Raw genomic sequence first — 21,400 nt, 5'->3', positions numbered from 1 at the left:
GAAACGTTCAGCGGAGGAAATTAAGATGGCCACGATCGCATTCATCGGTCTCGGCAACATGGGCGGGCCCATGGCCGCCAATCTGGTCAAGGCCGGCCACAAGGTCGTCGCTTTCGACCTCGCCGAGGCCTCCCGCAACCAGGCCAAGGCCGACGGTGCCGGCATCGCCGAGAGCGCTGCGGCCGCCGTGAAAGGCGCCGACGCGGTCGTCACCATGCTGCCGGCCGGCAAGCATGTGCTCGGTGTGTGGGGCGAGGTCGTCCCTGTCATGACCAAGGGCGCGTTGATCATCGACTCCTCCACCATCGACGTCGAGAGCGCGCGGCAGGCGCATGCGCTGGCGGCCGAGCACGGGGTTCGTTCGGTCGACGCGCCGGTCTCCGGCGGCACCGGCGGCGCCAAGGGTGCGACGCTCACTTTCATGTGCGGCGGCGAGGACAACGCGTTTGCAGCGGCAAAGCCTGTGCTGGAGAACATGGGCAAGAAGATCGTGCATTGCGGCGGTGCCGGCGCGGGCCAGGCGGCAAAAATCTGCAACAACATGATCCTCGGCATTTCCATGATCGCGGTGAGCGAGGCGTTCGCGTTGGCTGAGAAGCTCGGGCTCTCGCATCAGGCGCTGTTCGACGTCGCCTCGACCTCGTCGGGCCAGTGCTGGTCGCTGACGACCTATTGCCCGGTGCCCGGGCCGGTGCCGACCTCGCCCGCCAACAACGACTACAAGCCGGGCTTTGCTTCGGCGCTGATGGTGAAGGATCTGACGCTGGCGCAGGACGCCGCCAAGGCCGCCGGCGCGGCAACGCCGCTCGGCAAGCATGCGCAGGAGATCTATCAGTCATTCGACGCAGCCGGCCAGGGCGGGGTGGATTTTTCCGGAATTATCAAGCACGTTAGGAGTCTAGCCGGGAAAGCCTGATGACGACATTTCAGGAAGCGCGCGCGTTTCTGCTTCACAACCGCACGGACTACGAGACAGCCGTCAACGGCTTCCGCTGGCCGGATCCGGTTCCCTTCAACTGGGCACTCGACTGGTTCGACGCCGAGCTGGCGGCGAATGCGGACAGCAAGGATCGTCCTGCGCTCTGGATCGTCGATGCGGCGCAGGACCGGCAGACCAAGCTCTCGTTCGGGGCCCTGTCGCGCCGCTCCAACCAGGTCGCGAATTTCCTCCGCGCGCAGGGCTTGAGGCGCGGCGATCATCTCCTGCTGCTGCTCGGCAACGTCGTTCCGCTATGGGAGACAATGCTGGCCGCGATCAAGCTTGGCGTGGTCGTGATTCCCGCGACGACGCTGCTCACCGCCGACGAGCTGCGTGATCGGCTCGATCGCGGCAAGGCAAAGGCGGTGGTCGCAGCGCAGGACCAGGTTGCGAAGTTCGCAAGTCTTGGCGCCGACAATATCGTCCGCATCGTCGCGGGCGAGGCCTCCGATGGCTGGCTTTCCTATGATGACGCGGCAGAGGCGGCGGAGAGCTTTGCAGCCGACGGCCCGACCAACGCCGATGACCCCATGCTGCTCTATTTCACCTCGGGCACGACCGCAAAGCCAAAGCTGGTGCGGCACAGCCAGCGCAGTTACCCCGTCGGCCATCTCTCGACCATGTACTGGATCGGGTTGAAGCCCGGCGACGTGCATCTCAATATCTCTTCGCCCGGCTGGGCCAAGCATGCATGGAGCTGCTTCTTCGCGCCGTGGAACGCGGGCGCAACCGTCTTTGTGGCCAATCAGCCGCGCTTCGACGCCAAGGGGCTGCTTGCCACCATCGGCCGCTGCGGCGTCACTACGCTGTGCGCGCCGCCGACGGTGTGGCGGCTGTTCATCCAGGAGAACTTGGCGTCGTTCAAGGTGGCCTTGCGCGAGGTCTGCGGCGCCGGCGAGCCGCTCAATCCTGAGGTGATCGACCAGGTGCAGGCCGCCTGGGGCCTCACCATCCGCGACGGGTACGGCCAGACCGAAACGACGGCGCTCGCCGGCAACTCGCCTGGTCAAAAGATCAAGGTCGGCTCGATGGGCCGGCCGCTGCCGGGCTATCGCGTGCAGGTCAGTGACGCCGATGGTCATCCGGCCAAGGAGGGCGAGGTGGCTCTGGTGCTCGGCGAAAACCGCCCCGCGGGCCTGATGCAGGGCTATCAGGGCGACAGCGGAGGGCTGTCCGGCGCCGAAGGCGAGCTTTATCGCAGCGGCGACGTCGTGTTCGAGGACGACGATGGCTATCTCACCTTCGTCGGCCGCTCCGACGACGTGTTCAAATCCTCCGACTACCGCATCAGCCCGTTCGAGCTCGAGAGCGTGTTGCTCGAGCACGAGCTCGTCGCAGAAGCCGCCGTGGTGCCGAGCCCGGATCCGATCCGGCTCGCGATTCCCAAGGCTTTTGTGCTGCTGACATCCGGCGCGGAGCGCTCGCCGGAAACTGCGCTCTCCATCTTCAGGCATCTGCACACGCGCCTTGCGCCGTTCAAGCGCATCCGTCGCCTCGAGATCGTCACGGAGCTGCCGAAGACGATCTCGGGAAAGATCCGCCGCGTCCAGCTCAGACGTCTCGAGCGCGACGACGACCGCAACGATCCTCTGCGCGGCCGGGAATTCCGCGAAGAGGATTTTCCGGAGCTGCCGAAAACACGGAGTGAGACCTAAGTGAACGAAGTCTGGAAGAAGCCGCCGATTACGCTTCAGGCCTATCAAGCCATGGTCGGCAAGGAGATCGGGGTGTCGTCGTGGCACCTGGTCGATCAGCCCCGCATCGACACCTATGCCGACGTGATCGAGGATCACCAGTTCATTCACGTCGACCCGGAGCGTGCGAAGAAGGAGACGGCGTTCGGTTCCACCATCGCGCACGGTTTCCTGACGATGTCGCTGCTGTCGATCATGTCCTACGAGGTGATGCCCGTCATCGCGGGCACCACGATGGGCGTCAATTACGGTTTCGACAAGCTGCGTTTCATCTCGCCGGTACGATCCGGAAAACGCGTCCGCGGCCGTTTCGTGCTGGCGGAAGCCAAGCTGCGCAAGCCGAATGAATTGCAGTCGCGCACCAACGTCACCGTGGAGATCGAAGGCGAGGACAAGCCCGCGCTGGTCGCGGACTGGCTGGGGTTGATCTATTTCGCCTGATTGGGGCCGTCGCTGCCGGGCTTGACCCGGCAGCCCATCGCTGCTCAAAAGTTGTCCAAATCGCGCTCGGTGCACCCTCTCCCCTTGCGGGAGAGGGTGGCGAAATCGAGCGGAGCGAGATGAAGCCGGGTGAGGGGTATCTCTCCACACGCTCATCTGCCGAGACAGACCCCTCATCCGGCGCCGTAGCCAACGCTACGCGTTGGCGTTTTAACTAGGAACGGCGGCCGTTGGCCGCCTATGCCACCTTCTCCCGCAAGGGGAGAAGGGAAGACAGCACAGGGAAGCACAATGGCAATCAGGTTCGACGGGCGCGTCGCCATCGTCACCGGCGCGGGCAATGGTCTCGGCAAGGCGCATGCGCTGGGATTGGCCAGCCGCGGCGCCAAAGTCGTGGTCAACGATTTCGGCGGCGCGCGCGACGGCACTGGCGGCTCGCTGTCGCCTGCGGAGACCGTCGTCGAGGAGATCCGCAAGGCCGGCGGCACCGCGATGGCCGACGGCGCCGACGTCTCCAATTTCGAGCAAGTCACCGCGATGGTCGAGCGCGCCACCAAGGAGTGGGGCAGCGTGGACCTCTTGTGTGCCAATGCCGGCATTTTGCGCGACAAGTCGTTCGGCAAGATGGAAGCGGCCGATTTCCAGAAGGTGCTCGACGTGCATCTCGTCGGCACCTTCTATTGCTGCAAGGCCGCCTGGGCCGGCATGCGCGATCGCAACTACGGCCGCATCGTGCTGACGACGTCGTCCTCCGGCCTCTACGGCAATTTCGGCCAGGCCAATTATGGAGCGGCCAAATCCGGCATGGTCGGCCTGATGAACGTGCTGGCGGAAGAGGGTCGCAAGTCCGACATCCGCGTCAACATCATCTCGCCGACGGCGGCGACCCGCATGACGGAAGAGCTGCTGCCGCCGCAGGCGCTGCAGTTGATGAAGCCGAACGCGATCACGCCCGCGGTCGAGTACATGCTGAGCGAGGACGCGCCGACCCGCACCATCATGGGCGCTGGCGCCGGCTCGTTCGCGGTGATCAAGATCGTCGAAAGCGAAGGCATCAACCTGCCGGAGTCCGAGTGGACCCCGGACGCGGTCGCGGCGCATTTCGCCGAGATCAGCGACATGTCGAAGGCGAAGGCGCTGCAGGGGGCTTTCGAGCAGACGCAGAAGTATGTGGCGCAGGCGGCGGCGCGTGCCGGAGTTAAACTCTGACAGCCGTCGCCGTCATCGGCGCCGGCCCTGCCGGTCTGATGGCGGCCGAAGTGCTCGTGCAGGGCGGTGCTCGCGTCACCGTCTACGACGCGATGCCGTCCGCCGGCCGCAAATTCCTGATGGCCGGCCGCGGCGGGCTCAATCTCACCCACAGCGAACCGCTGCCGCAGTTTTTGGCGCGCTATCGTGAGGAGGCGCCGAAGCTAACAGCGGCGATCGACGCCTTTCCGCCTGACGCGCTGCGCGCCTGGAGCGAGGCGCTGGGCGAGCCGACCTTTGTCGGCTCCAGCGGGCGTGTGTTTCCGAAAGCGTTCAAGGCATCGCCCTTGCTGCGCGCCTGGCTGCGACGCCTCGATGCCGCCGGCGTGCGCTTTGCCTTTCGCCAGCGCTGGATCGGCTGGGACGGGGACGGACGACTGGTCTTTGGCGCACCCGGCAGCGGCGCCGCCATCGCCGCGAACGCCACGGTGCTGGCACTCGGTGGCGCAAGCTGGCCGCGGCTGGGCTCCGACGGCGGCTGGACGACGATCCTGGCGGACAAAGGCGTTGCGATCTCGCCGCTGCGGCCGGCGAACTGCGGCTTCACTGTCACATGGTCCGAAATCTTCCGCACGCGCTTCGAAGGCCAGCCGCTCAAGGGCATCACGCTGTCCTTCGGTCCGCACCGCGCGCGCGGTGAGGCCATGATCACAAGCACCGGGATCGAGGGCGGGGCGATCTATGCGTTGTCGGCCGAACTGCGCGACGCCATCGTGGCGAACGGCGAAGCGGTCCTGCAAATCGCCTTGCGCCCGGATGTCGATCATGGCGAACTCGTCAAGCGCCTATCCGTCCCGCGCGGCAAGCAATCATTCTCCAACTTCCTGCGCAAGGCTGCGCAGCTGTCTCCGGTCGCGGGCGGGCTGTTGCAGGAAGCCGCCATCGGTGCTGGCCACTCGTTGTCGGCAATCTCGGCTGAACAATTGGCGGAGCTCATCAACGCCGTGCCGGTCAAGCTCATGGGCGTGGCGCCGATCGCGCGCGCGATCTCCAGCGCCGGCGGGATTTCGTTCGACGAGCTCGACACCGCCTTCATGATCCGCAAGCTGCCGGGCGTGTTCGCAGCCGGTGAGATGCTGGACTGGGAGGCGCCGACCGGCGGCTATTTGCTCCAGGCTTCGTTTGCGACGGGGGCTGCGGCTGGCAGGGGTGTGTTGCGACGGCTCGCCCTGGAGTATGGGTAGAGCGCAGCGAAACCCATCATTCGGGTAGGGTCGATGGGTTTCGCTGCGCTCTACTCATCCCACGGAGCCCTACCGCAGCTTTCCCCGTGCCGCCACCGGCAGCGTGCCGATGATCTCCTCGCCGCGCACCATCACGACTTCGTCCATCATGTTGACGACGACGCAGACATGATTGGGCACGATGCGGACAACGTCGCCGACGTTAGGCCGGGTGTTGCTGCGGGAGAGGTCGAGGAAGCCGTGCTCCTCGGCAAAGCGTGCGATCTTGGCTTCGGGGTGCTCCAGGATCAGGCCGTGGCCGTCGAGGCCGCCGGTGTCCGTCGTCAGCGTCTTCGAGCCGGCGTCGAGGATGCCGCGCTCGGGCGCGGCGCGGCTGACCACGGTCGAATAGATGTGCAGCGCGCAATCGTCCCAGGTGGCGGAGCCGGCGGCGACCTGCATGCGGTCGTTATAGATGTAGGTGCCGAAGCGATGCTCGGTGCCGCCCTTGAGCTTGCCGATATTCTTCAGGTTCGGCGTGCCGCCGGTCGAGACGATTTTTGCATCGAGCCCGTGCGCGCGCACGCCGGCCAGAGCTTCGTCATAGAATTTTTGCGCGTCCGCCCACCCAGTCTCGGTCGGATACATCATGAAGCCGGCGAACTCGAGCCCCTTGGATGCAGCAATCTCCTGCGCCAACGCGATTGCCTCGGCGGGGGTCTCGACGCCGGCGCGCTTGCGGCCGGTATCGCATTCGACCACGACCGACAGCGGTCGGCCTGAGGCGGCGGCAGCCTTGGGCAGGCCGGCAACGACGGTCGAATTGTCTGCGGCGACCGTCATGTTGGCCTTTGCCTGCAGCGCCCCTAAGCGCGCCATCTTCTCATCGCCGAGCAGATTGTAGCTGATCAGAATGTCGTCGACACCGGCATTGGCCATGATCTCGGCTTCACCGAGCTTCTGGCAGGTGATGCCCTTGGCGCCGGCCGCGATCTGCATCTTGGCGATCGTCGGGTTCTTGTGCGTCTTGATATGAGGACGGTTGGCGATCCCGGCGTCGTCGCAAGCCTTCTGGATCCGCGCGATGTTGCGCTCGACCTTGTCCATGTCGATGACGGCGCAGGGCGTGCCGTATTCGCGGGCGATCTTGGCGGCAAGGGTCGTTGTCATGGAAGTCTCTGAGTTGGCGCGCATTCCGTTTGCAAAAGCGGTGCCCACTTTTGCGAATGCGCGCTAGGCCTGTTCAATCTCTTCGCGCCGCACTTCGAGCTCCAGCCATTTGTCCTCGGCCTCGGCCAATTCCTTTTGCGCCTTCGTCAGGGCGTCGGAGGCCTGATCGAAGCGCTTGCGATCCTTGCGGAAGAGATCGGGGTCGTCAAGGAAGCGCTGCTGCTTGGCGATCTCGGCCTGCAGCTTGGCAATGGTCTTGGGCAGCGTCTCCAGCGCGTGTTGCTCGTTGAAGGTCAGCCGTCGTCTCGCGACGCCGGACGGCGCGACGGACCGCTGCTCTCTCGTCTCTTCGACGGCCTTCGCTGACGCGCGCTTCACGTCGGCGCCGCGCTGGGCCAGCATGTCGGTATAGCCGCCGGCATATTCGAGCCAGCGTCCGTTGCCCTCGGGCACGATCACCGATGTCACCACGCGGTCGAGAAAATCGCGATCGTGGCTGATCAGAATCACGGTGCCCTCGTAGTCGCTGAGCATTTCCTCGAGGACGTCGAGGGTCTCCAGGTCGAGGTCGTTGGTCGGTTCGTCCAGCACCAGGAGGTTGGAGGGTTTTGCCAGCGCGCGTGCCAGCATCAGCCGGCCGCGCTCACCGCCCGACAGCACCTCCAGCGGCGTGCGCATCTGTTCCTGGGCGAACAGGAAGTCCTTCATGTAGCTGACGACATGCTTCGGCTTGCCGCCGACCATGACATGATCGCCGCGGCCGCCGGTGAGCGCCTCGGCCAGCGTCGACTTGGGATCGAGACTTTCACGATGCTGATCGAGCGTCGCCATCTCGATGTTGGCGCCGAGCCGTATGCTGCCGCTGTCCGGTGCGCTGCCGCCGGTCAGCATCTCGATCAGCGTGGTCTTGCCGGCGCCGTTCGGGCCGACGATGCCGATGCGATCGCCGCGCTGGACGCGGATCGAGAAGCCGTCGACGATCTTTCGCTCGCCATAGGACCGGCTGATATTCTTGGCCTCGATGACGAGCTTGCCGGATTTGTCGGCTTCGGCAGCCGCGAGATTGGCGTTGCCCGTCGCGCCGCGATGGGTGCGGCGCTGGTCGCGCAGCGCGTGGAGATTGCCGAGCCGCTTGACGTTGCGCTTGCGGCGGCCCGAGACGCCGTAGCGCAACCAGTGCTCTTCGTTGACGATCTTGCGGTCGAGCTTGTGCTGGTCGCGCTCTTCCTCCGCGAGCACCTCGTCGCGCCAGGCCTCGAAGGCACTGAAGCCGCGGTCGATCTGCCGGATCTGCCCGCGGTCGAGCCAGGCGGTGCTGCGCGAGAGATTGCCCAGGAAGCGCCGATCGTGGCTGATGATCACCAGCGCGCAGCGGCGGCTCTCCAGTTCGCCCTCCAGCCATTCGATGGTCGGAAGATCCAGATGGTTGGTCGGCTCGTCCAGCAGCAGGATATCGGGCGAGGGCGCCAGCACGCGCGCCAGCGCGGCGCGGCGCGCTTCGCCGCCGGAGACATGCGCCGGATCTTCTTCGCCGCTGAGACCGAGCTGCTCGACCAGATAGCGCGCCTGATAATGGTCGTCGCCGGCATTGAGGCCGGCCTCGACATAGGCAAGCGTAGTGGAGAAACCGGAAAAATCCGGCTCCTGCGGCAGGTAACGGATGGTGGCGCCGGGCTGCACGAAACGGCTGCCGCCATCCGGTTCGACCAGTCCGGCGGCGATCTTGAGCAGCGTCGATTTGCCGGAACCGTTGCGGCCGATCAGGCAGACGCGCTCGCCGGTCGAAACCGACAGTTCGACGTTCGCCAGGAGCGGCGTGCCGCCAAAGGTCAGCTTGATATCGCGCAGTTGAATCAGCGGTGGCGCCATGCGGTGTCTCAGTCCTGTCTTGTTGCGGCCTGATCGGCGCGGCGGCGCTGGATGCGGCGGATGGTCTGGTCGAGCGTCGACAGAAACGTCGAGCGGTCGCGCGGTGAATACGATTTCGGACCGCCGGTGACTTCGCCGGCCGAGCGCAAATCGGTCATCAGGTTGCGGACCGCAAGCGTCATCCCGATCGATTCCTCGGTGAACGCCTTGCCGTTGGACGCGATCACATCGGCGCCGGCCTTCACGCAGCGGCTCGCGAGCGGAATATCCGAGGTAATGACGATATCGCCGGGCCCGGCGCGTTCCGCGATCCAGTCATCGGCTGCGTCCATGCCGGCACCCGCGGCGACCCGCTCGATCAGCGGATCCTGGGGCACGCGGATGAAGTTGCCCGCGACCACGCTCACGGGCAGGCCGTGCCTGCCGGCGACGCGATAGATCTCGTCCTTCACCGGACAGGCGTCGGCGTCGACATAAATGCGGATGGTGTTTTGAGGGTTCGTCATGGTCCGTAGATGGGGCTTACGAAGCGGTTCCGCAGCAGCCGCGTGGTACCCCATTCGGGCCGCAAAGGCGAGGGGATTGACCCCGGTTCCGCAGGGCCTACGATCGGCCCGAAACAACAAGAAATTGGGGAAAGCCAAGCCATGCCGAACCGACTCGAAACCTATCGCGTCGAGGCCTACAACACGGCCAAGCAATCCGAAAACAAGATGCATGACGACAATGTGGCGCGCCGCTTCGGGTTCTCCGGCGGGCTGGTCCCCGGCGTCGACGTATTCGCCTACATGATGCATGTGCCGGTGGCGCGCTGGGGCCGCGATTTCCTGTCGCGCGGGCTGATCGAGGCGCGTTTCATCAAGCCGGTCTATGACGGCGAGACCGCGGATATCGATGCGACCGAGCACAACGGCCTGCTCACGATCGAGGTGTTCAGCCGCACCGAGCTCTGTGCGACGGGGACGGCGTCGCTGCCGGCGACTGCGGCTGCGGTGTCGTTGAGCGACTATGTCGAGGTCCCCGCGATTGCAGAGCGCAAACCAGTCAGCCCGGCAACATTCGAGACTGGCAAGTGGTTCGGCACGACGCCGCGCCGCTGGGCCGGCCAGGATACAGCCGATTATCTCGCTGATGTCAGGGAGACCGATCCGATCTTCGCGCGCGAGGGGCTCGGCCACCCCGGCCTGATCCAGCGCGTCATGAACCGCGTGCTGGTGGACAACACGATCCTCGGTCCGTGGATCCATGTCGGCACCCGCATGCAATTGCTGTCAGCCGCACGCGCCGGTGACGAGATCGCCGCGCGGGCAAAAGTCACTGCGAACTACGAGAAGAAGGGCCACCGCTTCGTCGAGCTCGATGCGCTGGTGGTCGCCAACGGCACGACACCGCTGGCGCACTGCCAGCACACCGCGATCTACCAGCCGCGCGAGCAGGCGGCGGCGTAGGCGCGAAAAGGCACATCGCCACAACACCGTCATGCCCGGGCTTGTCCCGGGCAGCCACGTTCTTGATGCCTCACGGCGTGGATGGCCGGGTCAAGCCCGGCCATGACGAAGGAGAGAGCGTGACTTACGCCGCTTTCCCCTTCGCATCCTGGATCGCGCGCCACACACGTTCCGGCGTCAGCGGCATGTCGATGTGCTTGATGCCATAGTCGGAGAGCGCGTCGATCACCGCGTTCACGACCGTCGACAGGCTGCCGGCGCAGCCGGCTTCGCCGCAGCCCTTGCTGCCGAGCGGATTGGTCGTGGCCGGTACCGGGTGGTCGCCGACCGTCATGTTCGGAACGTCCTCGGCGCGCGGCAGAGCGTAGTCCATCAGCGAGCCCGTGATCGGCTGGCCGCTCTCGTCGTAGCGAACGTGCTCCATGAGAGCCTGGCCGATGCCCTGGACGACGCCGCCATGGAGTTGGCCCGCGACCAGCAGCGGATTGATCACCGTGCCGAAATCATTGACCGCGCTGTAGCGCACGATCTGCACGACGCCGGTCTCAGGGTCGATCTCGACCTCGGCGACATGGCAGCCGTTCGGGAAGGCCGACGGCACCGGTTCGCTGGTGTGATCGACGTCGAGGCTGTCGGGCACGCCCTCCGGCGCCTTGCCGTCGTGCAGGCGCTTGGCGAGCTCCATGATGTCGATGCTGCGGTCGGTGCCGGCGATCGTGAAACTGCCGCCTTCGAATTCGATGTCGGCTTCGGATGCCTCCAGCATGTGCGCTGCGGCGCGCTTGCCCTTTTCGATCACGAGCTTGGCGGCGCCCACGATCGCCATGCCGGTCGCAGTGATCGAGCGCGAGCCGCCGGTGCCATTGCCGGTGTGGACGATATCGCTATCGCCCTGCACCAGCTTGACGCTGTCGAAGGGCACCCCGAGCTGCTGGCAGAGCACCTGCGCGAATGCGGATGCGTGGCCCTGGCCGTAATCGAGCGTACCGGTGATGAGCTGCACCGAGCCATCGGGATCGAACACGATCTTGCCGAGTTCGACGCCGGGAGGTGCGGTCACCTCCAGATAGGAGCCGACGGCGATGCCACGCAGCTTGCTGGCCTTCTTGCTCTCCTTCTTGCGCTTGGCAAAATTCTCGTGGTCGGAGATTTCGAGCGCCTTGTTGAAGACAGCCTGGAAGTCGCCGCTGTCATAGGTGACGCCGGAGGACGCGGCGAACGGCATCTGGTTCTGCTTGATGAAGTTGCGCTTGCGCAAGGTCAGGCGGTTGATGCCCATCTCGTCGGCGGCGCGGTCGATCAGCCGTTCCATGTAGTAGTTGGCCTCGGGCCGGCCGGCGCCGCGATAGGCGCCCATCAACGTGGTGTTGGTCAGCACCACCTTGATGTCCACCGCCATCAGCGGAGTACGGTAGACGCTGGAAAAATTCTTGCCAGTGTTGAGCGAAAGCGGGCCGGGCGCAACGCCGGTGATGTAGGCGCCGAGATTGCCGTAGCCTTCGAGCTTTGCCGCGAGGAAATGGCCCTCGGGGTCGAGCGCCAGTTCGGCATGGATCCTCTGCGCGCGGCCGTGGCTGTCGGAGAGAAAGCTGGTCGAGCGTTCGTCCAGCCATTTCACCGGCCGTGCCAATTCCTTGGCCGCGTACAGGATGCACATGTATTCGGGGTAGTTGATGTTCTTCATGCCGAACGAACCGCCGACATTCGCGGTGAGAATACGCACGTTCTCGTTCGGCACTTTCAGGTTTTTGGCGAGATTGGCGCGGTTACCCGCCACTCCCTGCGTTGGCACCTGAAGTGTGTAACGCTCGGTCTTCTTGTCGAAGGAGGCGAGCCCCACGCGCGGCTCCATCGAGACAACTGCGACGCGGGTGTTCTCGATGTCGATCTTGGTGACGTGCGCGGCGCTGGCGAACGCGGCGTTGACCTTCTCGATGTCGCCATAGTGGTAGTCGAGCGCGACATTGTTCGGGATGTGGTCGTAGAGTTGCGGCGCGCCGGGTGTTGCGGCTTGCTCGGGGTCGGTCACCGCCGGCAGCGGCTCGATATCGAGCTCGACCGCCTCGGCCGCGTCGCGCGCCTGGGCCAGCGTCTCCGCCACCACGAAGGCGACGGGATCGCCGACGAAGCGGACCTTGTCGGTTGCGAGCGGCTGGCGGTTGGTCTGGAGCAGGGGAGAGCCGTCGCGGCTCTTCAGCGGCAGGCCGCAGGTGAAGGGGCCGTAGCCGGCCGCATCGAGGTCTTTGCCGGTCCACACCCCCAGCACGCCCGGCATCGCCCTGGCGGCGTCGATGTTGATGCCGCGAATGACGCCGTGGGCATGGGTCGAGCGGACGATCACGGCATGGGCCTGGCCGGGCAGGTTGAAATCGTCGGTGTAGCGGCCCTTGCCGCGCACCAGGGTATCGTCCTCCTTGCGGCGGACCGGCTGCCCGACGCCATATTTTTGCAGTGCAATAGCGTTTTCGAGCGTGGAGGATTTGGTGTGTTCTTGCATGGAATTGACCTGAAAAGCCGGCAATTGCGCGGTTTGGGAGGCGACTGGGGGACCGGACCCTTCAAAAATAACCTACCGGCCCGTTCACGACAACGCACGAATGGGCATGGTCCCATGTGATGCGTTGTTGCGCAGGATTGGCGCGCTGCTAATGTTTCAGGCGAAAAAGCAATTCCAGATCGGCCCAACCGGCCGCGGAAAGACAGTTTATATGAATGACCACACGCGGCTCCGCGACGGCCTTGCGCCGCACGGTGAGCTGGGGTCGATGGCGGCGGCGTTCGCCACTGAACCGGCCGTCGGCGCGCAAGCGCCGGGAACCGGCGTCTACGCGGCGCTCGACCTCGGCACCAACAATTGCAGGCTCCTGATCGCCTGTCCGACCCACGACGGGTTTCGCGTGGTCGATTCCTTCTCGCGCATCATCCGGCTCGGCGAGGGCGTCTCGGCAACGGGGTGCATCAGCGAGGCCGCGATCGAGCGCGCCATCGTGGCGCTCGGCATCTGCCGCGACAAGATCAACCTGCGCAAAGCGCGGCGGCTGCGGCTGATCGCCACCGAAGCCTGCCGCGCCGCCTCGAACGCCGAAGGCTTTCGCAGCCGCGTCGCTGCCGAGACCGGGATCGAGCTCGAGGTGATCGACCGCGAGACCGAGGCGGCGCTCGCCGTGCTCGGCTGCTCTCCGCTGGTCGATCCCAGGGGGCGCGGTGCGATCCTGTTCGACATCGGCGGCGGCTCGACCGAGCTGGTGCGGATCGAGCGCGACGCCGCAAATCCGGAGCCGCGCATCAAAGCCTGGATGTCGATTCCGTTCGGTGTGGTCACCCTTGCCGAGCAGTTCGGCGGGCGCGACGTGACACCGGAGATCTACGCCGCGATGGAGCGCGAGGTCGCCCACCACATCAAGCCGTTCGCCGAACAGCATGGCGGCGATCTCGCAGACATGCATCTGCTCGGCACGTCAGGCACTGTGACGACGCTCGCCGGCATCCATCTCAACCTTGCGCGCTACGACCGTCGACGCATCGACAGCGTCTGGATGAACGATACCGATGTCACCGCGACCATCAACAAGCTGCTCGGCATGAGCTACGAGGAGCGCGCCGGCAACAGCTGCATCAGCATCGAGCGCGCCGATCTCGTCCTGGCCGGCTGCGCCATCCTCGACGCGATCCGCCGCGCCTTTCCGCTGCCACGCCTGCGCGTCGCCGACCGGGGCCTGCGTGAAGGCATGCTGGTCGAGATGATGCGCGAAGACGGCGCGCTCAGGAGCTGGTGAGATGGCCAAGGACACCACCGGCCGCTTGCACGTCCAGGTCAAGACCCACGGCAAGCGCAAATTGTCGTCCAAGCTGTGGCTGGAGCGGCAGCTCAACGATCCCTATGTGGTGAAGGCGAAGGCGCTGGGCTATCGCTCGCGCGCCGCTTTCAAGCTGCTCGAGATTGACGACAAATACCGGCTGCTCAAGCACGGCATGGCAGTGGTCGATCTGGGCGCGGCGCCGGGCGGCTGGAGCCAGATCGCCGCCAAGCGCGTCGGCTCGGTCGACGGCAAGGGCAAGGTCATCGCGATCGATCTGCTCGAAATCCCCGAGATTGCCGGCGTCGAGTTCGCACAGCTCGACTTCATGGACAATGACGCGCCGGACAAGCTCAAGGCGATGCTCGACGGCGGCGCCGACATCGTGATGTCCGACATGGCTGCCAATACCACCGGTCATCGCAAGACCGACCAGCTTCGCATCGTCGGCCTGATCGAGACTGCCGCCGCATTCGCCTGCGATGTGCTGAAGCCGGGCGGGACCTTCCTCGCCAAGGCGTTCCAGAGCGGGGCCGACGCCGAGCTGCTCGCCCAGCTCAAGCGCGATTTCGCCACGGTGCGTCACGTCAAGCCGGCCGCAAGCCGTGCGGATTCCTCGGAGCGCTACGTGCTGGCGACGGGGTTTCGGGGCGGGGCGACGGAATAGCAACAAACTCCGTCATTGCGAGGAGCTCTTGCGACGAAGCAATCCAGACTGTCTCTGCGGAGGGATTCTGGATTGCTTCGCTTCGCTCGCAATGACGAGTTGGGCTACCCCAGCCGCTGATCCCGCACGTCCTGCGTATCCTCGGTTGCGGCCTTCACGGCCGCCTTCTCCGCGCCCTTGCCGGCACCTTTGCGGCTCGCGATCTCCACCGCCTTGCGGCCGGAGACTTCGTGGCCGGCATCGGCGGGCATCTGCCAGAAGAACCAGCTCGATGCCGCCGAGGTCAGGGCGACCACGAGGAAGGCCGGCGCGAACACACTGGCGTTGAGCTCGCTGGCGTGGCTGAGCCACATCGTCGTCTCCACGGACGCGGCGCCGACCGCGACGCCGGCTGATACCGCGAGCTGCTGGTTGACGCTGACGAGCGTGGTTGCGCGGCTCATCTGCGCGTGCTCGACCTCGGCATAGGCGACCGTGTTGATCGCGGTGAACTCGAGCGAACGGAAGAAGCCGCCGACCACCAGGATGATCATGATGATCAGCAGTGGCGTCGTCACGGTGAAGAGCGCACATGCGGCGAGGAAGACCGCACTGATGATCGCGTTCACCGTCATCAGGTTGCGGAAGCCGAAAGCGCGGATGATGCGTGCGGCCAGCGCCTTCATGCCCATGGCGCCCAGCGAGGAGCCAAACGTGACGAGGCCGGACTTGAAGGGCGAGAGGCCGAAGCCGATCTGCATCAGGAGCGGCAACAGGAACGGCAGCGCGCCGATGCCGAGCCGGAACATGAATCCGCCGAGAATGGCCGCGCGCAGGGTCGGCAGCCTCAGCAGCGTAAAGTCCAGCACCGGCGACCCCGTTCGCCGCGCGTGAAGGACATACAGCGTCATCGAGATCGATCCGCCGACGACCAGGGCGGCGACCGTGCTCCATGGCAGCAGATTGAGGCCGGCAACCGACAGCCCGAAGGCGATGCCGGCGAGCCCGAGACCGGCGAGCACCATGCCGTAGAGGTCGAACGGCTCTCGTTCCTCGCTCTTGATGGGATCGATGAAGCGCAAGGCCATGAAGATGCCGAGCAACCCGATCGGGATGTTGATCAGGAAGATCCAGTGCCATGACGCATAGGTCGTGATGAAGCCGCCGAGCGGCGGCCCGATCACGGGGCCGATCAGGGCAGGGACCGTCACCCACGCCATGGCATTGACCAGCGCGCTCTTGTCGACCGACCGCAACAGCACGAGGCGCCCGACCGGCGTCATCATCGCCCCGCCCATGCCTTGCAGGATGCGCGCGAACACGAAGTCGGTGACCGATGTCGAGAGCGCGCAGCCGACCGAGCCGACCATGAACACGCCGACGGCAATCGCAAACACCATGCGCGCGCCGAACCGGTCGGCGGTCCAGCCGCTCGCCGGGATGAACACCGCAAGCGACAGCAGATAGGAGGTGATCGCGAGCTTGAGCGTCAGTGGGCTGGTGCCGATGTCGGCCGCGATCGCGGGCAGCGACGTGGCGATCACCGTCGAGTCCATGTTCTCCATGAAGAGAGCAGTGGCCACGATCAGCGGAATGATGCGTTGCTTGTCAACCATGACGGATTGGTAAGGGAAATCGGAAGGAAGGGCGCGAATTGCGGCTTATCACCGCCGCTGGGCCGCGACCATTGCGGATCGACGCATGGCACCTAAATCCTGCGTGAGCCCAGGTGGGTGCCCGTCCCGTGCCGGAGATGGCGATGATCTATCGGCACCGGAGGTCGTGGACGCCATCCGCCAGCACGAGCCGCCGCCGAACCTGCCCAAAAATAGCCTGTGCATGGCTGGCCGGCGGTCCGATTTGCTTTGATTCGTCGCCCGCCCGTGCTATCGACCCGCGTCAACCCCACCGATGGGCTCCGATTCTCCGGCGTTGCCGCAAGGTACGCCGAGGGCGGCGCTCATCCATAGTTATTTGCGGCAGGGCCGCGGAAGGAGTTGGCACATGGCCACGGTGCAACAAGGCATTCGCGAAGCCCTCACGTTCGACGACGTGCTGCTGAAGCCGGGCCTGTCGGACGTCATGCCGGGCGAGGTCGACATCCGCTCCCGCGTCACCCGCGCCATTCCGCTCAACATCCCGATCATGGCTTCCGCCATGGACACGGTCACTGAAGCCCGCATGGCAATCGCCATGGCGCAGGCCGGCGGCATCGGCGTCATCCATCGCAATTTCGATCCGGAAGGGCAGGCCGCCCAGGTGCGGCAGGTCAAGCGCTACGAGTCGGGCATGGTGGTGAACCCGCTCACCATCAGCCCCGACGCCACGCTGGACGACGCGCTCAAGCTGATGAGCGATCACGGCATCTCGGGCATTCCCGTCGTCACCGGTGCGGGCAAGTCCACGCCGGGCAAGCTGGTCGGCATTCTCACCAACCGCGACGTCCGCTTCGCCACCGACCGCCAGCAAAAAATCTCCGAGCTGATGACGCACGAAGGTCTCGTCACGGTGCGCGAGAATGTCAGCCAGGACGAGGCACGGCGGATGCTGCATCAGCACCGCATCGAGAAGCTGCTCGTGGTCGACGAGCAATATCGCTGCGTCGGCCTGATCACCGTGAAGGACATGGAGAAGGCGGTCGCCCATCCGCTGGCCTGCAAGGACGCGCAGGGCCGCCTGCGCGTCGCCGCCGCCACCACGGTCGGTGATAGCGGCTTCGAGCGCACCGAGCGGCTGATCGATGCCGGCGTCGATCTCGTCGTGGTCGACACCGCGCACGGCCATTCCCGTCACGTGCTCCATGCGGTCAACCGCATCAAGCGCCTGTCCAATTCCGTGCAGGTCGTTGCCGGCAACGTCGCGACCTCGGAGGGTGCGCAGGCGCTGATCGATGCAGGCGCGGACTGCATCAAGGTCGGCATCGGCCCGGGCTCGATCTGCACCACGCGCATCGTCGCCGGCGTCGGCGTGCCGCAGCTCACCGCGATCATGGATGCGGTCGAGGCGGCGAAGAAGTCCGACATCCCCGTCATCGCCGACGGCGGCATCAAGTTCTCCGGCGATCTTGCCAAGGCGCTCGCTGCCGGTGCCGACATCGCGATGGTCGGCTCGCTGCTCGCCGGCACCGACGAGACGCCCGGTGAAGTGTTCTTGTGGCAGGGCCGCTCCTATAAGGCCTATCGCGGCATGGGCTCGGTCGGCGCGATGGCGCGCGGCTCGGCCGACCGCTACTTCCAGCAGGACATCAAGGACACGCTCAAGCTCGTGCCCGAAGGCATCGAAGGCCAGGTGCCTTACAAGGGCCCGGTCGGCAACGTCATGCACCAGCTCGCGGGCGGCCTGCGCGCCGCGATGGGCTATGTCGGTGCAAAGGACATGAAGGACTTGCACAACAAGGCGCAGTTCGTGCGCATCACCGGAGCGGGCCTGCGCGAAAGCCACGTCCACGACGTCACCATCACGCGCGAGGCGCCGAACTATCCGGGCGGGGGTTAGGCGCTCCACATTCCGCTGTCATGCCCCGGCTTGACCGGGGCATCCAGTACGCCGCGGCTTCTCGGCTCGACCACGACCGCCTCTGGAATACTGGATCGCCCGATCAAGTCGGGCGATGACAGCGAGGGCGTGGTTGGCGTGTACTAAACTCCATTTGCCGCGCTGTCCTGCAACTACGCTCCGTCGCTTTTGTATTGACGTGCTCCGCTCGCTCCGCTTCCGTTCGCGACGAAGAAAACTCAGGAGGAAGCCATCATGTCCCAAGGCAAACGCATCGTTCTCGCCGCGCGTCCCGTCGGCGAGCCAAAGCCGTCCGATTTCCGCATCGAGGAATTCGCCGTGCCGACGCCTGCGGCAGGTGAAGTCCTGCTGCGCACCATCTGGCTCTCGCTCGATCCCTATATGCGCGGGCGCATGAGCGACGGTCCGTCCTACGCGACGCCGGTACCCGTCGGCGGCGTGATGGAAGCCGGTACCGTCTGCGAGATCGCAGCCTCCAACAATCCGAACTTCGCCAAGGGCGACATCGTGCTCTCTCGCGCGGGCTGGCAGACGCACGCGATCTCCGACGGCAAGGGGCTGAACAAGATCGACCCGAAGCTCGCGCCGATCTCGACGGCCGTCGGCGTGCTCGGCATGCCCGGCATGACCGCCTACACGGGGCTGCTCGATATCGGCAAGCCGCAAGCGGGCGAGACCGTCGTCGTCGCCGGTGCCTCCGGTGCGGTCGGTTCGGCCGTGGGACAGATCGCGAAGATCAAGGGCGCACGCGCGGTCGGCATCGCCGGCGGCAAGGACAAATGCGAGTACGTCGTGAAGGAGCTCGGCTTTGATGCCTGCATCGATCACCGCGATCCCGATCTGGCGGCGAAGCTGAAGGACGCCTGCCCGAAAGGCATCGACGTCTATTTCGAGAATGTCGGTGGCGCGGTGTTCGAGGCGGTGTTCCCGCTGCTCAATGCGTTTGCGCGCGTACCCGTCTGCGGCCTCATCGCCCACTACAACGATACCGAAGCGAAGCCGCCGAAATGGGCCGCCAGCATGATGCGCGCGACCCTGACCAAGCGGCTGACCTTCCGCGGCTTCATCGTCTCCGACTTCGCCTCACGCCATGGCGACTTCCTGCGCGACATGTCCGGCTGGGTCCGCGAGGGCAAGGTCAAGTACAAGGAGTTCGTCACCGAGGGCCTGGAGAGCGCGCCCGAGGCCTTCATGGGGCTTCTGAAGGGGGCCAATTTCGGCAAGCAGCTGGTGCGGGTCGGGCCGGATAAGGCTTGATCCGCTGCTCTCGGCCCCCTCGGGGCCGGGTATCGTTAACAAAGAGTGACCGATCGGCCACACCTGCCCGTAAAAGCCGCAGGTGTGACCGTCGATTCATTGACGGGCAGGCGAAGGCATTGAATCATTGCGCATATTTCAGGTGCGATGATGTTAGAGCTTGTTGTTTTCTGCGTAATCCTGCTGGCTGCCGGTTATTGGGCGACGATGTTTGTCATGGGCCGTCGCGACGACGTCATTCATGGCAAGTTCGTTCACACCGAGGACGTGTTCGCGCAATCCGCGATGCCCACACCCACGCCGCCATTCCCCAAGCGCCCGGTCAAAGCCGCGCGGCCTGCCAATGTTCAGCCCGCCAATACCGGAGCCAAGCCGGTGAACAGCGACGCTCTGCAGTCCTTGCTTGCCGCGATCCAGCAGGATCTCAAGAGCGTCGCTTGAGCAGCGATGGGCAGCGCTAGTGCGCACCGCCCATCTGGGCGAGCAGCTCCTCGATATCGATATCGACCTGGCCCGCGGCCCTGACGTGGCGAACCTCGAAGCCGTCGGGCTGGAAGCGGTACTCCACGAGCCCGACCTCCTTTATCGCGATCCGCTCCTGGCGCGCATCGTTGATCTTGAAGCCGGCTGACGGCGCCCAGACGTGGCGGGTGTGGCGCCAGGTGAAGTCGCGCCGCTGGTGCACGTGACCGCTGGCGATGAGGCGCAGGTCGACATGTGCAAACATCTCAATCAGCCGCGCGCGGGCCGGCTGCGGCACGTAGCGGATCGACGTCTCCGGTGTTTCAGGGTCGTCGGGCAGGTTGAGAAATATCGGCTTATGTACGAACAGCGCGACCGGCTTGCCGTTCGTGCGCGACACTTCCGAGGCGAGCCAATCGAACTGCTCGGCCTCGAAGGCGAGCCCTGAGTTCATCACCAGCGAGTTGAGGCCGATGAAGCACCAGCCCGCGGCCTCGAACGACCAATGGTCCTCGCCGATGATCTTGCGGAATTGCTGGCGATGCGCTTCCGCGACCGGCGGCTTCGGCGCAGGGCCGACCGCGGTCGGATTGTCGCCGATGTCGTGATTGCCGGGGATGTAGCGGCAGGCGACGGGCAGGGCATCATGCAGGGCCTTGGCGAATTCGACGTCGTCGCGGCTGGTCGGCCCGTCGAACGAGACGTCGCCGGTGTTGACGACGAGATCGGGCCTATCGGTGTCGATATGCTCGCTGAGCGCCTGGAAGTTGGCGATCAGGCCAGGGAAGCGCCGGCCAAGATGGGTGTCGGAGATCTGCGTCAGGCGAAATTCGGACATGGATCGATCATAGGCCCCGCCCGACGTCGGAACGATGACGGCGCGTCCGCGGTCCGCGATCGAACAATGTTTAAAGCACGCGGTAGCGGATCGTGTAGGCGTCCTGCGGCGCGACCGGGCTTGCCAGCGGCGAGGCGATGCGGTCGGCGAGGTGCCAGGGACCGAACTGAGGGCCGAACTGGGTGCCAAACTGCTCGGAGCGATGCGGCTCGGCCGGCAGGCGGAGGCGGAATTCGAAGGTGCCCTTGCCGGGCAGATTCACGATCAGCACGCGGTCTGCGGTGCGATGGTTGAGCGCCACCACGCCACGCAGCACGGAGCGGCCATCACCGAGCTCCCGCACGCCGTCGACCAGCGCCAGCGTCTGGTTGCGGTCGGTATGCAGCTCGATCTGGGTGTCGGACACGGCCGCCAAGGTCTCTCTCGGCATGCGGATCTCGAACTCGATCGCGGGTTTCGAGGGATTGACGCCGAGATAGGCGAGCGCGGCATGGCGCATGTCGTAGGCGGCAAACGCGAACAGAGCGAGGGCGGCGAGCGCAGCGAGGCCGTGCCTGAGGACATCACGCCAGGTCCGATAGCTCATTCGGAAGTAGACCGTCATCGCCAGCGCCACCGCAAGCGCCGTCGCGATGCCGGCCAGTGCCGACATCAGGATGCCGAACTGGCCGTCGGCGGACTCGGTCAAAGCACCGGTCAGGCTGCCGATCTGGCTGAAGAGGGTGTTCATGGCGGTCTCTCGCCTTGCGCGCCCCAAGGGGCAAAATCGCTTTAACTGTCGACAGTTGGTCGCCTCATCGGGAACGCCGGTTCAACTCGTTGATTGTCAGGACCAGCGGTGACCGCTAATGGACGCTAGCTGCGGCTTCCGC

The 21,400-nt window shown here is 65.4% G+C and carries 17 protein-coding genes and 1 pseudogene; 11 read left to right on the top strand and 7 right to left on the bottom strand.

Features of this window, described 5'->3' with window-relative positions:
* Positions 1–16: 16 nt before the first annotated feature.
* From mmsB to AC0L27_RS05875, 5 genes and pseudogenes are all read left to right on the top strand, one after another.
* Positions 17–916 (top strand): annotated as a pseudogene (gene mmsB, locus AC0L27_RS05895) (3-hydroxyisobutyrate dehydrogenase); the annotation flags it as partial.
* Positions 916–2,634, top strand: a complete 1,719-nt coding sequence (locus tag AC0L27_RS05890; RefSeq protein WP_354204110.1) for an AMP-binding protein — start codon at positions 916–918, stop codon at positions 2,632–2,634. The pseudogene mmsB and the gene AC0L27_RS05890, both read left to right, overlap by 1 nt.
* Entirely contained in the window at positions 2,635–3,114 is a 480-nt protein-coding gene (locus tag AC0L27_RS05885; protein WP_354204108.1) for a MaoC family dehydratase, read from the top strand.
* A gap of 291 nt (positions 3,115–3,405) precedes the next feature.
* On the top strand, positions 3,406–4,323 hold the full coding sequence (locus AC0L27_RS05880; RefSeq protein WP_354204106.1) for an SDR family NAD(P)-dependent oxidoreductase: 918 nt from the start codon (positions 3,406–3,408) through the stop codon (positions 4,321–4,323).
* A complete protein-coding gene (locus AC0L27_RS05875) occupies positions 4,320–5,546 on the top strand; it encodes a BaiN/RdsA family NAD(P)/FAD-dependent oxidoreductase (protein WP_354204564.1) in 1,227 nt (408 codons plus the stop codon). Before AC0L27_RS05880 ends, AC0L27_RS05875 begins: the two co-directional genes overlap by 4 nt.
* A 69-nt stretch (positions 5,547–5,615) precedes the next feature.
* Here AC0L27_RS05875 and AC0L27_RS05870 read toward each other — a convergent pair whose 3' ends face one another.
* From AC0L27_RS05870 to AC0L27_RS05860, 3 genes are all read right to left on the bottom strand, one after another.
* The gene (locus AC0L27_RS05870; RefSeq protein ID WP_354204104.1) at positions 5,616–6,695 is read right to left on the bottom strand and encodes a D-TA family PLP-dependent enzyme; all 1,080 of its coding nucleotides are present in this window, start codon (positions 6,693–6,695) and stop codon (positions 5,616–5,618) included.
* 63 nt (positions 6,696–6,758) lie between these two features.
* On the bottom strand, positions 6,759–8,564 hold the full coding sequence (locus AC0L27_RS05865; RefSeq protein ID WP_354204102.1) for an ABC-F family ATP-binding cassette domain-containing protein: 1,806 nt from the start codon (positions 8,562–8,564) through the stop codon (positions 6,759–6,761).
* 8 nt (positions 8,565–8,572) lie between these two features.
* Positions 8,573–9,070: a YaiI/YqxD family protein gene (locus AC0L27_RS05860; RefSeq protein WP_354204100.1), complete on the bottom strand. Its 498-nt coding sequence runs from the start codon at positions 9,068–9,070 to the stop codon at positions 8,573–8,575.
* Between the two features lie 141 nt (positions 9,071–9,211).
* On the opposite strand from AC0L27_RS05860, the gene AC0L27_RS05855 reads away from it, so the two are divergent.
* Entirely contained in the window at positions 9,212–10,012 is an 801-nt protein-coding gene (locus AC0L27_RS05855; protein ID WP_473318103.1) for a hypothetical protein, read from the top strand.
* Positions 10,013–10,136: 124 nt separating this feature from the next.
* Here the strand turns inward: AC0L27_RS05855 and AC0L27_RS05850 are convergent, their stop codons facing one another.
* Positions 10,137–12,509, bottom strand: a complete 2,373-nt coding sequence (locus AC0L27_RS05850; RefSeq protein ID WP_354204096.1) for a xanthine dehydrogenase family protein molybdopterin-binding subunit — start codon at positions 12,507–12,509, stop codon at positions 10,137–10,139.
* Positions 12,510–12,720: 211 nt separating this feature from the next.
* Here AC0L27_RS05850 and AC0L27_RS05845 point away from each other — a divergent pair, with 211 nt between their 5' ends.
* Positions 12,721–13,788 (top strand): Ppx/GppA phosphatase family protein, encoded by a 1,068-nt coding sequence (locus AC0L27_RS05845; protein ID WP_354055378.1) that lies wholly within the window; start codon positions 12,721–12,723, stop codon positions 13,786–13,788.
* 1 nt (position 13,789) lies between these two features.
* Positions 13,790–14,476: an RlmE family RNA methyltransferase gene (locus tag AC0L27_RS05840; protein WP_007592230.1), complete on the top strand. Its 687-nt coding sequence runs from the start codon at positions 13,790–13,792 to the stop codon at positions 14,474–14,476.
* 104 nt (positions 14,477–14,580) lie between these two features.
* On the opposite strand, the gene AC0L27_RS05835 is transcribed toward AC0L27_RS05840, so the two are convergent.
* Positions 14,581–16,071, bottom strand: a complete 1,491-nt coding sequence (locus AC0L27_RS05835) for an MFS transporter (RefSeq protein WP_354204093.1) — start codon at positions 16,069–16,071, stop codon at positions 14,581–14,583.
* A 388-nt stretch (positions 16,072–16,459) separates the two neighbouring features.
* Between AC0L27_RS05835 and guaB the strand changes: the two genes are divergently transcribed.
* From guaB to AC0L27_RS05820, 3 genes are all read left to right on the top strand, one after another.
* Positions 16,460–17,950: an IMP dehydrogenase gene (gene guaB / locus AC0L27_RS05830; RefSeq protein WP_354204091.1), complete on the top strand. Its 1,491-nt coding sequence runs from the start codon at positions 16,460–16,462 to the stop codon at positions 17,948–17,950.
* 255 nt (positions 17,951–18,205) lie between these two features.
* Positions 18,206–19,228 carry an NADP-dependent oxidoreductase gene (locus tag AC0L27_RS05825; RefSeq protein ID WP_354204089.1) on the top strand — a complete coding sequence of 341 codons (1,023 nt, stop codon included), beginning with the start codon at positions 18,206–18,208 and terminating at the stop codon, positions 19,226–19,228.
* 150 nt (positions 19,229–19,378) lie between these two features.
* Positions 19,379–19,669: a hypothetical protein gene (locus AC0L27_RS05820; RefSeq protein WP_354055370.1), complete on the top strand. Its 291-nt coding sequence runs from the start codon at positions 19,379–19,381 to the stop codon at positions 19,667–19,669.
* 16 nt (positions 19,670–19,685) lie between these two features.
* On the opposite strand, the gene AC0L27_RS05815 is transcribed toward AC0L27_RS05820, so the two are convergent.
* Both AC0L27_RS05815 and AC0L27_RS05810 read right to left on the bottom strand, forming a co-directional pair.
* Positions 19,686–20,528, bottom strand: a complete 843-nt coding sequence (locus tag AC0L27_RS05815; RefSeq protein ID WP_354204087.1) for a metallophosphoesterase family protein — start codon at positions 20,526–20,528, stop codon at positions 19,686–19,688.
* 70 nt (positions 20,529–20,598) lie between these two features.
* Positions 20,599–21,258, bottom strand: a complete 660-nt coding sequence (locus AC0L27_RS05810; RefSeq protein ID WP_473318099.1) for an acriflavin resistance protein — start codon at positions 21,256–21,258, stop codon at positions 20,599–20,601.
* Between the last annotated feature and the right edge of the window lie 142 nt (positions 21,259–21,400).

It is taken from the genome of Bradyrhizobium sp. Ken51, from assembly GCF_055807435.1.
Note: the sequence above shows the minus strand (reverse complement) of the source record. Positions and strands in the feature narration are given on the sequence as shown.

Coding starts and splice junctions, on each gene's coding strand:
- AC0L27_RS05890 (WP_354204110.1), top strand. CDS start 916: ATGACGACATTTCAGGAAGCGCGCGCGTTTCTGCTTCACAACCGCACG.
- AC0L27_RS05880 (WP_354204106.1), top strand. CDS start 3,406: ATGGCAATCAGGTTCGACGGGCGCGTCGCCATCGTCACCGGCGCGGGC.
- AC0L27_RS05870 (WP_354204104.1), bottom strand. CDS start 6,695: ATGACAACGACCCTTGCCGCCAAGATCGCCCGCGAATACGGCACGCCC.
- AC0L27_RS05865 (WP_354204102.1), bottom strand. CDS start 8,564: ATGGCGCCACCGCTGATTCAACTGCGCGATATCAAGCTGACCTTTGGC.
- AC0L27_RS05860 (WP_354204100.1), bottom strand. CDS start 9,070: ATGACGAACCCTCAAAACACCATCCGCATTTATGTCGACGCCGACGCC.
- AC0L27_RS05855 (WP_473318103.1), top strand. CDS start 9,212: ATGCCGAACCGACTCGAAACCTATCGCGTCGAGGCCTACAACACGGCC.
- AC0L27_RS05850 (WP_354204096.1), bottom strand. CDS start 12,509: ATGCAAGAACACACCAAATCCTCCACGCTCGAAAACGCTATTGCACTG.
- AC0L27_RS05845 (WP_354055378.1), top strand. CDS start 12,721: ATGAATGACCACACGCGGCTCCGCGACGGCCTTGCGCCGCACGGTGAG.
- AC0L27_RS05840 (WP_007592230.1), top strand. CDS start 13,790: ATGGCCAAGGACACCACCGGCCGCTTGCACGTCCAGGTCAAGACCCAC.
- AC0L27_RS05835 (WP_354204093.1), bottom strand. CDS start 16,071: ATGGTTGACAAGCAACGCATCATTCCGCTGATCGTGGCCACTGCTCTC.
- guaB (WP_354204091.1), top strand. CDS start 16,460: ATGGCCACGGTGCAACAAGGCATTCGCGAAGCCCTCACGTTCGACGAC.
- AC0L27_RS05825 (WP_354204089.1), top strand. CDS start 18,206: ATGTCCCAAGGCAAACGCATCGTTCTCGCCGCGCGTCCCGTCGGCGAG.
- AC0L27_RS05820 (WP_354055370.1), top strand. CDS start 19,379: ATGTTAGAGCTTGTTGTTTTCTGCGTAATCCTGCTGGCTGCCGGTTAT.
- AC0L27_RS05815 (WP_354204087.1), bottom strand. CDS start 20,528: ATGTCCGAATTTCGCCTGACGCAGATCTCCGACACCCATCTTGGCCGG.
- AC0L27_RS05810 (WP_473318099.1), bottom strand. CDS start 21,258: ATGAACACCCTCTTCAGCCAGATCGGCAGCCTGACCGGTGCTTTGACC.